Source organism: Myroides sp. C6-3 (assembly GCF_050522425.1).
In the GTDB taxonomy this organism is placed as follows: Bacteria; Bacteroidota; Bacteroidia; order Flavobacteriales; family Flavobacteriaceae; genus Flavobacterium.
Window position 1 is genome coordinate 1 of the sequence record NZ_JBMVQP010000051.1, and the last position, 14,125, is coordinate 14,125.

The 14,125-nt window shown below is 36.2% G+C and carries 13 protein-coding genes; 1 reads left to right on the forward strand and 12 read right to left on the reverse strand.

The features are described from left to right. Positions 1-591 precede the first annotated feature (591 nt). The 12 genes from sucD to ACPDG9_RS15190 all read right to left on the reverse strand — a co-directional run bounded on the left by sucD (position 592) and on the right by ACPDG9_RS15190 (position 12,930). On the reverse strand, positions 592-1,464 hold the full coding sequence (gene sucD, locus ACPDG9_RS15135) for a succinate--CoA ligase subunit alpha (protein ID WP_430528556.1): 873 nt from the start codon (positions 1,462-1,464) through the stop codon (positions 592-594). Between the two features lie 142 nt (positions 1,465-1,606). Then, complete coding sequence (locus tag ACPDG9_RS15140) at positions 1,607-2,551, reverse strand: UDP-3-O-(3-hydroxymyristoyl)glucosamine N-acyltransferase (RefSeq protein WP_430528557.1); 945 nt, start codon at positions 2,549-2,551, stop codon at positions 1,607-1,609. 14 nt (positions 2,552-2,565) lie between these two features. Then, a complete protein-coding gene (gene efp, locus ACPDG9_RS15145) occupies positions 2,566-3,132 on the reverse strand; it encodes an elongation factor P (protein ID WP_430528558.1) in 567 nt (188 codons plus the stop codon). Between the two features lie 25 nt (positions 3,133-3,157). Beyond that, positions 3,158-3,943: an acyl-ACP--UDP-N-acetylglucosamine O-acyltransferase gene (lpxA, locus tag ACPDG9_RS15150; protein WP_430528559.1), complete on the reverse strand. Its 786-nt coding sequence runs from the start codon at positions 3,941-3,943 to the stop codon at positions 3,158-3,160. A gap of 11 nt (positions 3,944-3,954) precedes the next feature. Then, positions 3,955-5,346, reverse strand: coding sequence for a bifunctional UDP-3-O-[3-hydroxymyristoyl] N-acetylglucosamine deacetylase/3-hydroxyacyl-ACP dehydratase (locus tag ACPDG9_RS15155; RefSeq protein WP_430528560.1), 1,392 nt, complete (start codon positions 5,344-5,346; stop codon positions 3,955-3,957). Between the two features lie 31 nt (positions 5,347-5,377). After that, positions 5,378-6,394, reverse strand: coding sequence for a UDP-3-O-(3-hydroxymyristoyl)glucosamine N-acyltransferase (gene lpxD, locus ACPDG9_RS15160; RefSeq protein WP_430528561.1), 1,017 nt, complete (start codon positions 6,392-6,394; stop codon positions 5,378-5,380). A gap of 30 nt (positions 6,395-6,424) precedes the next feature. After that, the gene (locus ACPDG9_RS15165) at positions 6,425-7,663 is read right to left on the reverse strand and encodes an HD domain-containing protein (protein ID WP_430528567.1); all 1,239 of its coding nucleotides are present in this window, start codon (positions 7,661-7,663) and stop codon (positions 6,425-6,427) included. A gap of 114 nt (positions 7,664-7,777) precedes the next feature. Further along, positions 7,778-9,280, reverse strand: coding sequence for a histidine ammonia-lyase (hutH, locus tag ACPDG9_RS15170; protein ID WP_430528562.1), 1,503 nt, complete (start codon positions 9,278-9,280; stop codon positions 7,778-7,780). 28 nt (positions 9,281-9,308) lie between these two features. Next, on the reverse strand, positions 9,309-10,076 hold the full coding sequence (yaaA, locus tag ACPDG9_RS15175; RefSeq protein WP_430528563.1) for a peroxide stress protein YaaA: 768 nt from the start codon (positions 10,074-10,076) through the stop codon (positions 9,309-9,311). 33 nt (positions 10,077-10,109) lie between these two features. Then, the gene (locus ACPDG9_RS15180) at positions 10,110-11,123 is read right to left on the reverse strand and encodes a metal-dependent hydrolase (RefSeq protein WP_430528564.1); all 1,014 of its coding nucleotides are present in this window, start codon (positions 11,121-11,123) and stop codon (positions 10,110-10,112) included. Positions 11,124-11,208: 85 nt separating this feature from the next. Further along, complete coding sequence (locus ACPDG9_RS15185) at positions 11,209-11,688, reverse strand: Lrp/AsnC family transcriptional regulator (RefSeq protein ID WP_002985664.1); 480 nt, start codon at positions 11,686-11,688, stop codon at positions 11,209-11,211. A 90-nt stretch (positions 11,689-11,778) separates the two neighbouring features. Then, entirely contained in the window at positions 11,779-12,930 is a 1,152-nt protein-coding gene (locus ACPDG9_RS15190; RefSeq protein ID WP_430528565.1) for a M14 family metallopeptidase, read from the reverse strand. Positions 12,931-13,233: 303 nt separating this feature from the next. Here ACPDG9_RS15190 and ACPDG9_RS15195 point away from each other — a divergent pair, with 303 nt between their 5' ends. Beyond that, positions 13,234-13,671 carry a helix-turn-helix domain-containing protein gene (locus ACPDG9_RS15195; RefSeq protein WP_430528566.1) on the forward strand — a complete coding sequence of 146 codons (438 nt, stop codon included), beginning with the start codon at positions 13,234-13,236 and terminating at the stop codon, positions 13,669-13,671. Positions 13,672-14,125: the final 454 nt, after the last annotated feature.

The following is a 14,125-nucleotide window of genomic DNA, read 5'->3' on the forward strand; positions in this document are numbered from 1 at the left end:
ATAAAAAAAAAATCTTAAATCCATCTTGTCTCCACAGGCTCGGTATACCTTTAGAGAACATTGAACGCTATAAAAAAAGCGCAAAGGATATTTCCTTTGCGCTTTTTTATAGCGATATAGAACAAACAAATCGAACGCGATGTCGCGGGTTTAACTTCGTTCAATTCGGTTAAAGCCTCGAGTGCAATTCGTGACTTTATTTAAACACACGAGCTACAAGTCCACACGATTAGGTCTAACTTCTTTCTATTTAACTAAAACTTTGATTTTGAATAATTTAGCGCACGGATTACAAATCCACGCGATCGGGTGCGATCTATCTCATTAGGTTTATATTTTATTTTGGAGTTCGATGAATCTTTACTACGTTTCGATTTTCGCTACGCTCCGATTTCTCCTATGTCGAGATGACATACGAACCGAAGACTTGACTGGAAGATAATATTGTTACTCTCCCCAACTTTTGCACCTGATCCGATAAGATTCTCTTGTAGAATGTTAAAATAAAAAATACAACTTTTAATAAAGCAAAAAAAATAGGGCTGTCTCTAAATACAAAGAGGCAGCCCTATTTTTATTTTGAATCTAGGATTATCCTAAAACTTCTTTTACTTTTTTACCGATTTCTGCAGGAGAATCAACAACGTGGATACCACATTCTCTCATAATTCTCTTCTTAGCAGCAGCTGTATCATCTGTACCACCAACAATAGCACCTGCATGCCCCATTGTTCTTCCTACTGGTGCAGTTTCTCCAGCGATGAATCCGATAACTGGTTTTTTGTTTCCATTTTCTTTGATCCATCTAGCAGCATCTGCTTCTAACTGTCCACCAATTTCGCCAATCATGATGATTGCTTCTGTTTCAGGGTCAGCCATTAACAATTGTACAGCCTCTTTTGTTGTTGTTCCAATGATTGGATCTCCACCAATACCGATTGCTGTTGTGATTCCTAAACCTTGTTTTACAACTTGGTCTGCTGCTTCGTAAGTTAACGTACCTGATTTAGAAACAATTCCTACAGTACCTTTTTTAAATACGAATCCTGGCATAATACCAACTTTAGCTTCACCTGGAGTAATTACTCCTGGGCAGTTTGGTCCTACTAATCTACAATCTCTTGTGTTAATGTAGTCATAAGCTTTAATCATATCAGCAACTGGAATACCTTCAGTAATACAAATAATTACTTTGATTCCAGCATCTGCAGCTTCCATAATAGCGTCTGCAGCAAATGCAGGCGGTACAAAAATGATTGACGTATCTGCACCAGCTTTTTCAACTGCTTCTGAAACAGTATTGAATACTGGACGATCTAAATGGCTAGTCCCTCCTTTTCCTGGCGTTACTCCACCTACAACGTTTGTACCATATTCAATCATCTGAGAAGCATGAAAAGTACCTTCGCTTCCAGTAAATCCTTGAACGATTATTTTTGAATCTTTATTTACTAAAACACTCATGATCTTGTTTTTATTTATTTTTAAAACTTACTTACACAAAAATAAACAATTCTAATTAGCTTTAAAACTTTTTAGTTGCAATCTTAGTTAAATAAGCTTAACAATTAACGATTAATTATCTATTCCTTTACCTGGTTTAAGCCTAGTTGTTCTGTAATTTCTTAAGATCTTCTAGAATAGCAGGTATTCGTTTTGTATTCGCCATTTGCTTGAGTTTTTCTCTCGACTCTTCTGCAGGATAACCGAAGTATACTTTTCCTCCTTCTAAGCTCTTAGAAACTCCAGACTGCGCCAATACAACCGCTTTTGTTCCGATGGTAATTCCACTTGTTGTACCGACTTGTCCCCAAAGCGTAACTTCGTCTTCAATCACAACACAGCCTGCAATGCCGACTTGTGCAGCAATCAAACAGCGCACACCAATTACGGTATCGTGTCCAATATGCACTTGATTGTCAATCTTAGCCCCTTCTTTGATGGTCGTATCTCCTGTAACCCCACGGTCAATCGTACAAGCTGCTCCAATGCCGACATTGTCTTCGATCACTACTCTACCACATGATATTAAAGGGTCAAACCCTTCAGGTCTCTTTTTGTAATAGAAAGCATCTGCACCCAAAATTGTACCTGCATGGATGACAACATTGTCTCCAATTACAGTTCCATCATAGATCACTACATTGGGATGGATCAGACAATTTTTACCAATTACTACATTGTTTCCAATAAAAGTTCCCGGCTGTATAATTGTTCCCTCTCCAATCACAGCATCTTTTGCTTGTAATTGAGCAGCAGGTTTAAATGGATTGAAATAAGTTGACAACTTATTAAAATCTCTAAATGGATCTTCTGAAATCAACAAAGCTTTTCCTTCTGGGCATTCCACATCCTTGTTAATTAGAACGATGGTAGCATTGGACTGCAAAGCTTTGTCATAGTATTTAGGGTGATCCACAAATACAATTTCTCCTTCTTGTACCACGTGAATTTCATTCATCCCGTACACTGGAAAATCAGCCGATCCCACGAATTTACAACCAATAATTTCAGCAATTGTTTGTAAATCTTGAACTTTTGAAAAACGCATCTTCTCTATTTAGACTATTCTTTGATACGCTCGATGTAAGAACCTGTAGCCGTATCAATTTTGATTTTATCCCCTTCGTTGATAAACAAAGGCACGTTAACTGAAGCTCCTGTTTCAACTGTTGCCGGTTTAGTAGCATTCGTTGCCGTATTTCCTTTTACTCCTGGTTCTGTGTATGTCACTTCTAAAATTACAGAAGCTGGCATATCAACAGCCAATGGTAAATCTGTATCTGTATTAATTTGAACCATTACCATTTCTCCTTCTTTCAATAAATCTGGAGCATCTAAAATATCTTTTAGTAAAGTAATTTGTTCATACGATTCAATATTCATGAAATGAAACTGATCACCTTCTGGGTATAAATATTGAAATTTATGTGTTTCCACGCGTACTGTGTCAATTTTATGTCCAGCAGAAAATGTATTTTCCAATACTTTTCCATTTGTCAAACTCTTCATTTTAGTTCTAACAAATGCAGGTCCTTTTCCTGGTTTAACGTGTAAAAATTCTGTGATTTTGTAAATATCGTTATTATGACGAATACACAAACCATTTCTGATATCTGAAGTTGTTGCCATTTTTTCTAAATCTTTATTATATTTATTAATACATTCCTGAATATCCACGCATAATTCCTCTTGAACTATTGCGAACAAACATTAAAATTTCATCTCGTTCTGGAGTTGCTTCCATTTCAGTTTCTATAATTTCAAGTGCTTGACTCGTATTATAGTTCTTTTGAAATAAGATTCTGTAGATCTCTTGTATTTCTCTGATTTTATCAGGTTCATACCCTCTTCTACGCAAACCAACGGAGTTGATTCCTGCATAAGAGATAGGTTCTCTTGCTGCCTTGATGTACGGTGGTACATCTTTACGCACTAAAGTACCTCCCGTTACAAAAGAGTGAGATCCGATTGTACAGAATTGATGAACAGCTACTAATCCTGCTAGGACAACGAAGTCACCTACGGTAACATGTCCAGCCAACGTACTTGAGTTAGAGAAGATACAGTTATCTCCAATAATACAATCATGTGCAATATGGCTATACGCTTGAATTAAGCAGTTTTTTCCAATTACTGTTTTATATCTATCTTTAGTACCTCTATTGATTGTTACACACTCCCTAATAGTAGTGTTATCACCTATTTCAACAGTAGTTACCTCTCCTTCAAATTTTAAATCTTGTGGTTCGGCAGAGATTACAGCACCAGGAAAAATTTTACAATTTTTTCCAATACGCGCCCCTTCCATGATCGTTACGTTAGAACCAATCCAAGTTCCTTCGCCAATTTCCACATTATTATGAATCGTAGTAAATGGTTCTATTACGACATTTCTAGCTATTTTCGCTCCTGGATGAACATATGCTAAAGGCTGATTCATACTATTTATATTTAATTTTTAACTTTTGATATTTGAGCCATTAGCTCAGCTTCCGCTACTAGTTTTCCATTTGCGTAAGCATAACCTTGCATATGACATATTCCACGACGAATAGGCGTAATTAGTTCTAATTTAAAGATTAAAGTATCCCCAGGGGTTACCTTATTTTTAAATTTCACATTGTCCATTTTCATGAAATACGTTAAATAATTTTCTGGATCAGGAACCGTACTCAGAATTAAAATCCCTCCTGACTGCGCCATTGCTTCACAAATCAAAACGCCTGGCATAACTGGTGCCCCAGGAAAGTGTCCAACGAAGAACGATTCGTTCATGGTCACATTTTTTAATCCTACTACGTGATTATCTGACATCTCTAAAATCTTATCAACCAACAAAAACGGAGGTCTGTGTGGTAAAAACTCCATGATTTTAACGATATCCATCAAAGGCTCTTGATGTAAATCATACGTAGGTACTTGGTTGCGCTTTTCGTTGCGAATAATCTTCGACATTTTTTTTGCGAAACCTGTATTAATTGCATGTCCTGGTTTATTTGCGATTACTTTTCCTCGGATACGAGTTCCAATTAACGCTAAATCTCCAATAACATCTAACAATTTATGTCTTGCTGCTTCGTTGGGATAATGTAAAGTTAGATTATCTAAAACACCATTGGGTTTTACGCTAATTTCTTCTTTACCGAATGCTTTTTTCAAATGCCCCATTGTTTCTGGTGATATTTCTTTATCCACATAAACAATAGCATTATTTAAATCACCTCCTTTGATTAATCCGTTCGCTAACAAAGCCTCTAATTCGTGTAAGAAACTAAACGTACGTGCTTCAGAAATTTCTACTTTAAAGTCGTTCATATCCTTTAATGTAGCATTTTGTGTTCCCAAAACTTTCGTACCGAAATCCACCATTGTAGTTACTTGATAGCTATCTGCTGGCATAACAATGATTTCACTTCCTGTTGCCTCATCCACATAAGAGATTACTTCTTTTACGATATACTCCTCTCTTTCTGCATCTTGTTCTACGATACCTGCTTTTTCCACAGCTTCAACAAAATACTTGGATGACCCATCCATAATCGGTGGTTCAGATGCATTTAACTCAACAATCACGTTATCAAGATCGCACCCTACAAAAGCTGCAAGGACATGTTCCGTAGTTTGAACACGAACCCCTTTTTTCTCTAAGTTTGTACCGCGTTGTGTATTAACAACATAATTCGCATCTGCTTCGATCACAGGATGCCCTTCTAAATCCACTCTAACAAAAGTAAACCCATTGTTGATTGGCGCAGGTTTCAACGTCATTACAACATGCTGTCCTGTATGCAAACCTACTCCTTCAAGGGTAACTTCACTTTGGATGGTTTTTTGCTTAACCATAATAAAATCTTTTTGTATTTCGATAAGGTTATTATTTTCCGTTCTTTAGTTCTTCTAAGTCATCTACAATTTTCGGTAGATTTCTAAAATGGCTATATGATTTTAAGAAATCCGTATGTCCGATAGCAGGCGATCCTTGAACTGCGATATTCGATTCCAAGTTCTTGGTTACACCTGATTGCGCTTGAATCTTCACATTATCACCGATTGTCAAATGTCCGACAATTCCCACTTGTCCACCGATCATACAGTTTTTTCCGATTTTTGTCGACCCCGCCACGCCTGTTTGAGAAGCAATTACTGTATTTTCACCAATTTCCACATTGTGTGCGATTTGAATTTGGTTATCTAATTTAACTCCTTTTCTAATCACAGTCGATCCTAATGTAGCGCGATCAATAGTCGTTGCTGCACCAATCTCGACGTTATCTTCAATAATTACATTTCCAATTTGTGGTACTTTACTATAGGTTCCATCTCCATTAGGAGCAAACCCAAATCCATCAGAACCGATAATTGTTCCAGCATGCAAGGTACACCCCGAACCAATAACAGATTCTGAATATACACGTACACCTGCAAATAGCACTGTATTATCTCCAATAACAACATTGTCTCCAACGAAGGTATTAGGATATATTTTCACGTTATTTCCGATCTTGGTATTTTTTCCTACATAGCAAAAACTACCTAAATACAAATCTGTACCATAAGTAGCTCCTACTGAGATCACACTTGGCTGTTCGATCCCAGACTTCATTAATTTCACTTGATTGTAGTATTCCAAAAGTTTGGAAAACGCTTTATAGGCATCATCAACTTTAATCAATGTTGCTTCTACTTCATACTCGGGTTCAAATGTTTTATTCACAATGACAACCGATGCCTTAGTAGTATAGATATGGTGAACGTACTTTGGGTTAGCTAAAAAAGAGATTGAGCCTTTAGCTCCTTCTTCAATTTTGGCTAACGTGGATACCTCTTCTTGAGGATTCCCTACTACTTCCCCTTCTAATACCGACGCTATTTGTTCTGCTGTTATTTTCATCACCGCAAAAATATAAAATATAATTGAAAATTAACTTTCAAAAACGCTTTTTGGGTAACAAACGAAATGCTTTGTTACCGGTTTGGTTAATGCTTTAAGATTTAATTGATCCGAAACAGACAAAACATCTGCAACCTCACCTCCTTTTCTCACAATCATGATTGGTTCTTTATCCTTGCTATACGCCTGATTCTTAACCTTTCCTTTAAAAACAAAATAGCTTGCTAGTTCCGCAGAAAGCTTATTCTTAACCTGTACGTCTTCTAATCGTTTTTTCAGTTCTTCTTTAACTAATTTCTTGTCTTCTATTATTTCTATGCGCAACAATTTTCGATTGACAATCATCTTGCTCAACTGAGCCAAAACAAAATCGCTGTGAAATTGCCACGCTTTTAAAGCGCTAACTATATCCGAATCATCTAACAGCGCAAACTGTTCTAGGGCAGTTTGCTCAAAATTCTCAAAAACACCTTGATGTTCTAAGAAAAACAAAAGCGCACTACTTCCCCATAGTTTTTCTCCCTTGTGCACTAATTCTTTTGCTCGTTTTAAGATCCGCACTAAGATCAACTCCGCACAAACACTTGTTTTATGCAAGTACGCCTGCCAATACATTAAGCGGCGACCGACCAAAAACATTTCTACAGAATAAACGCCTTTTTCTTCAACGACTAATTTGTCATCTACAACGTTTAACATCTGAATCAATCGCTCCGAATTAATATCGCCCTCTGCGACACCACTGTAAAAGCTATCTCTTTTCAAGTAGTCCATTCGATCCATATCCAACTGACTTGAAATCAATTGCAACATAAATTGACGATGGTACTTTCCTTTAAAGATTTGAATAGCCAAATCTAATTTGCCTTGAAATTCTTTATTGAGCTGATGCATAAAATAAAGAGATATAGCCTCGTGATGCACTCCTTCGACAATACTTTCTTCCATCGCATGAGAAAAAGGTCCATGCCCTATATCGTGCAATAAAATTGCTACATATAGTGCCGTTTCTTCCTCCTCTGAAATAGCGATATTTTTAAATCGAAGTACTTGAACTGCCTTCTGCATTAAGTGCATACAGCCCAAAGCATGATGAAAACGGGTATGATGTGCCCCAGGATAGACCAAATAAGACACTCCCATTTGAGAGATCCTTCTCAATCTTTGAAAATAAGGATGCTCAATCAAATCATAAACGAATGAATTGGGAATAGATATAAATCCGTAAATTGGATCATTCAGTATTTTTAATTTATTGCTTGTAATCAACGATGATAAATTATTTTGTAATACGTGAAACAAAGATAGCAATATAATAAAAAGCTACATCTCTTTTTTACAAAAAGATGTAGCTTTTATATCAACGGTTTTAAAAAAACGAGATTATTCTTCTAAATCAATTTGAAAGCTTCCTAAAAACGCAATTGTTTTTTCAATATCGTAATGCAAGATGCGATCTTCAGAAACAAAAGACACTTCTTCGCGGTAAGACTTAACAAAAGACTCAATAAAATCACTTGATTTTGCTGGACGTCTAAACTCCAACGCCTGTGCAGCATTCAATAATTCAATCGCTAAAATACGCTCTAAATTATCGATAATACGCAGTGTTTTTGTCGCTCCATTCGCCCCCATACTCACGTGATCTTCTTGACCATTACTAGACACAATACTATCTGTACTTGTCGGGTTTGCTAAATGTTTATTTTGACTTACAATACTCGCTGCTGTATATTGTGGAATCATAAAGCCAGAGTTCAACCCCGGATTTGAAACTAAAAACGCAGGTAAACCTCTTAATCCTGAGATCAATTGATACGTACGTCTTTCCGATATATTCCCCAATTCAGCCAACGCTATTCCTAAAAAGTCAAACGCCAATGCCAAAGGTTGTCCATGAAAATTCCCTCCAGACACGACTAAATCGTCTTTATAAAATACGTTTGGATTATCTGTTACCGAGTTAATTTCTGTTTTAAACACTTTACTCACATACTCAATGGTATCTTTTGACGCTCCGTGAACCTGTGGAATACATCTAAAAGAATAGGGATCTTGCACGTGTTCTTTAGAACGACTAATCAATTCAGACCCTTCTAAAACTTCAGTAAAGAAAGAGGCTGTTTCAATTTGCCCACGGTGCGGTCTTACGTGGTGAATCAACTCGTTAAACGGTTCAATTCTACCATCAAACCCTTCCAGAGAAACTGCTCCGATCAAATCTGCCAAATACGACATCTTCTTTGATTTGATCAAAACATAACATCCGTAAGCACTCATAAACTGTGTACCATTCAACAAAGCTAATCCTTCTTTCGATTTTAGTTGAATCGGCTGCCACCCCATTTTTTCAAGCACCTTACTTGCAGGTTGTCTATATCCCTCATACACAACTTCCCCTTCGCCAATCAACGGCAACGTTAAATGCGCTAAAGGCGCTAAATCCCCAGAAGCACCAAGCGACCCTTGTGTGTATACTACAGGTAAAATATCGTGATTAAAGAAATCAACCAAACGCTCGACTGTTTCCAATTGAACACCTGAATTCCCATAACTCAGCGATTTCACTTTCAACAACAACATGATCTTAACAATCTCATTCGGAACAATTTCTCCTGTTCCACAAGCATGAGACTTCATTAGATTTTCTTGTAACTTCGTTAAATCACTGTCGTTAATTTTTACATTACACAAAGATCCAAATCCTGTATTAATTCCGTAAATCGGATCCTTATGTGTTTCCATTTTATTGTCCAGATAAGCACGGCAGTTTACAATATTTGCACGCGCTTCTTCAGAGATATCTAACTTCTGATTTTGGGTAATAATCTCGTTTAACTTCTCAATTGTAAATACATCTGAACTTATATAATGTACTGTTTCCATAATTTTATTGGCTATATACTTTTATTTATTATCGGGTAAATATCAAATTCGTAGCTGTTGATTCTGTTTCACTCCAGGCATAGCCTTCCGCATTAAACTTTCTCAAACCTTCTATATCCTTAATATCGTTATCTATAATATAACGCACCATCATCCCCCTTGCTTTTTTAGCAAAAAAACTAATTGTTTTAAGCTTTCCATCTCTCAATTCTTTAAACTCTGGAACAACTAAAGAAGCGTTCAACTTCTTGTGATCAATAGCACTAAAGTATTCGTTACTAGCTAAATTAACCAACAACTCACCTTCATGCATTTCCTTATTTAAGTATTCCACAAGAATAGGTTTCCAAAAAGCGTATAAATTCGCATGATCACCTACCTTCATTTTTGTTCCCATTTCAAGCCTATAAGGCTCAATCTCATCAAAAGGTTTCAAGATCCCGTACAGTCCCGACAAAATACGCAAAGTATCTTGCAGGCGTTCTTTTTTACTTTCGTCTAAGGTATAAGCATCTAGGCCAACATAAACATCTCCACTAAAAGCAAACACTGCTTGTTTAAAATCAGCTTCGTTTTTTTTATTCTTCTTATAACTTCTCTCTTGATTTCTTTGCCAGTTTAAATCTGCAAGATTATTGGAAATCTTCATCAGTTCCATTAACTCAACAGGAGTTTTCTCTTTTAACACCGCGTTAATCTTCTTACTTTCTTTTACAAACAAAGGTTCTGAGACAGCCAAAAAAGGCACTTTAGTTTTATAATCCAAGCTCTTGGCTGGAGACACCACAATCTTCATCTTCTTTTTTTTTCAAATATAACCATTCTTCGCTTAATCTTCTTTCAATCCCCAAATCTTTCGCCAAATAGATTTCAACAATTCAACCCCATCACCTCGATCCTTTTTTACTTCCTTAGCCTTCAATTCTCCTTTGTTGTCCAATTCAAATTTATAGCTAAAAGCAAATTGCACTTCCCCTTCTTGCTGACGCAATACGCCAAAGCGCAGATCATTAAAATAGATTTCATTGTTTTTTTCTGTAAACGTATAACAACCTTCAGAAAGCTGAATAAGGCGAGTAATAAGTTGGTGATTTTCCAATCCACCGATCAGTTGATGATTTTTAGGATACGATTGAAAAACGACGGGTTCATCACTAAAGAATGAATATTCCCCAATAAGAAAATCCTCCTGTGTTTCGACAATAGCGGTCCACAAAATTGTATTCATAGCGGTGGGTTTTACAGACATAGATTTATACGCTAGGTGTTTTTGATCCAACACAGCCGTAAAACTATAGAAAGCCATCGCTTTAAGTAATAAGGTCAACACCAAATACCCCGTACTAACATAAAGCCCTATCTTATTCAAGAAGAGTCTTCTTTCACTATTCACGTTCTCCCTCATGGAGCGAATCAAGAAAAACAAAAACGGCAGGGTATATAAAGGATCGATAACAAAGATCGATTTAAAAGCGAAAGAATACTCCATTGGCCATAAAACACGAGTTCCCCAAGTAGTGAACACATCTAGCAAAGCATGAGTGAAAAGTCCCCAAAAAAAGAGCCAACAACCTTCCTCATACGTCACTCCTTTATTCTTCTCTACCTTATACAACAGGTAACCAAAAAAGAAAGCGCCAAAAATAGCAAACAAAATAGAGTGTGTGATCCCTCGATGAAATTCCAATGCGGTAATTGGATCAGTAAAGAATGTCGCCAAGATATCTAGATCGGGAATAGTACCAGCTATAGCGCCATACAACACCGCTTTGTTCTTAAGTTTGCGCCCTAATAGAGCGTTCCCAATTGCACCCCCTAAGACAATTTGAGTTAACGAATCCATTTTTTTTAAAATATATCTGCAACGAATATAAAAAAAAACTGCACAAAGGCAGTTTTTTATTCATTTGCATTTTTAAAAAAATTGATTACAATTCTTTGAAAATTGTATGCATTAATCGTTTTTTATCGTTGATACTTTCTTCTAAAGAGATCATCGATTCTGTTCTGTACACTCCATCGATATCATCAATCATATAGATAACTTCTTTGGCGTGACGTGTGTTTTTAGCTCTAATCTTGCAGAACACGTTAAATTTACCAGTAGTTACGTGAGCAACTGTCACATATGGAATTTCATTAATTCTCTCTAAAACAAACTTAGTTTGTGAAGTATTATGTAAAAATATCCCGATATATGCAATAAATGCATATCCTAATTTTTCATAATCTAGCGTTAATGAAGAACCTTGGATAATTCCTGCGTCTTCCATTTTTTTCACACGTACGTGAACCGTACCTGCTGAAATTAATAATTTCTTAGCGATATCTGTAAAAGGCACTCTCGTATTATCGATCAGCATATCTAAGATCTGGTGGTCGATTTCATCTAAACGAAACTTACTCATAAATCAATTATTTATGTTAATTCTAAATCTATATTTCAGTACAATAATAATAAAAAAAAATCTTATTTATTCAAAAAATAGCAATTTTACCTATTTTTTTAATAAATAATTAACCTCTTGAACTGATAACGATACAACATCCTCAAAATTTTGTTCCAAAATATCGCTTGGTTTCTCAATAAAAGATCTTAATTCACACTCCTTTTCTATTAAAGTATGTACAAATTTACTCTCTTTTCCATCAATATCCACAATAATGGGACAAAATTTAACACTTCCCTCTACTAAAACCTCTTTATATTGAATTTTCACTATAAATTTTTCCGCCTTACCCGCTAGTTTGACACTTCTCAATTCGACATCATTAAAGCATTTAGTATTCTCAGGAAGTGAGAAATAAGATTGCATATCATAAGCCGTATAGCTATCCGTTGCTATCGCTTCTAATGCGCGAAGCAGACTCATACAAACCAATATTCGCGTATTTTCTCGTTGATAATCCTGTTCTAAATGTCCCGCCTCTATTAATATAGTAGCAATGCCTTTTGACTGTGCGTAATCGCCAATGCAATTTACATTAAAGGAATCGTCAAATCGACCTACATGACCTGGGACGACTTTTTGCACCACTGCGTTCATCGCCTCGATGACCTGAATTGCCCTTTTTCGATTTTCATTGATGCTGCGTTCTTCGTTATAAGCGGGAGCTAAAAATGAAATAGCAGCAGACTTCCCAGTTTCCCCCACTCCAAAAATACTTCGTTGATCGTGTAAATTAAAAGCAAAATCGGGTTGAATATCTTCTAAAAGTTGGCGCAAGATTTTACTTTCCGGTTGAGTCAAATTGATTGAATCCCGATTTAAATCGACCTGATTAGCGTTCGCCCTTGTATAGTAAAAAGCACCATCAGGATTTAAAATTGGAACAATAGTAAGGGTAAATTGCTCCTGCCATTTTTTGCTATTTTCATCAGTTGCCTCATTCAAATAACGAAGTAAATCTAACACTGCTTTTGTCGTCGTCGATTCATTTCCATGCATCTGAGACCACATCAAAATTTTCGTCTTTCCACGTCCATATTCTACGGCGTAAATAGATCGATTTTCAACAGACTTTCCTATCTCTTTAACCTTAAAGTAATACTTTAAGTCTTTGATAAAATTCGCTATTTTTTCGTTGGTAATATATCTTCCCTTTATAGCTCCTACTTGGTAGACTTCTGCGCTTTGTTTTTCTTTCATTTCCTTAGCCTGTTTACAATATTACAAATGTAAACATTTAGTTTTTTACAAATGTAAACATGGAAATCTTTTTTTAATTTTACATTTGTCAACAAATGACTTGCCCTTCGATCAAACGAATGCTTTATTATTTAACAAATAAATTTACACTTATTTTTTTCGCTTAAATTCAATTACTTATAGTATCTTACTTAAACTTAAGCTTGATACTATTTTATCTTCTCTACCCTTGTATACATTTGTTAATTCAATATTTTTGTTACATTTGTAAATTAATAGGATTAAAAATATACATTTGTAGTCATGGAAGATTTTGTAAACCGATTGGAGTTTTTACTTGGACATTTTGAACTATCTGCCTCTGCTTTTGCAGATAAAATTGGCGTACAACGATCGAGTTTATCGCATATTTTATCGGGGAGAAATAAAGCCAGTCTAGACTTTATCTTAAAAATAAACGACACTTTTCCTGAGCTAAATATCGAGTGGTTAATCAAGGGGATTGGCTCCTATTCCGCAACTCAAAATCAAGAAAAAAACACATCAAAATCTGTTGATTTATTTTCAGAAGAACCAACAGAAAAAGTTCAAATTACCCCCGCTCCTTCTCCCCAAGAAGAAGTAAAAAAGGACATCCCTACACCTAAAAATATTCCCGATTTTTTCACCTCTTCTGACATAGAACAAATTGTTGTTTTTTATAAAGACGGAACTTTTATGACCTACAAACCGCGTGCATAATTATCGTTTGTCTTTTGTTGTTCGTTAAGCGTCGTTGAAAGAAAGCACCTTCTATTTTAGCAAAATCTACCGTTCACTGTTCATTGTTCATTGTTCACTGTTCACAGTACCCACACACAGTAATCACCCTGAGGAAACGAAGGGTCGCATCCTACGAGTCCTTAAAAGATGAACAAGGGTTGTTGGGTGTTGATTGACGGGAGTGAATGACGGATGCGGCCTCTCCTGCGTCGAGGTGACATGACGAGAGTGAGTGATGGATGCGACCTATCTCACCTAGTTTATATTGGTTTTTGTGTTCGATGAATATATCTCACTTATTTTGTATTGGTTTTAGTGTTCGATGAATCTACGCTACGCTCCGATTTTCGCTTCGTTCCGATTTCTCCTGCGTCGAGGTGACATGACGAGAGTGAGTGATGGATGCGACCTATCTCACCTAGTTTATATTGGT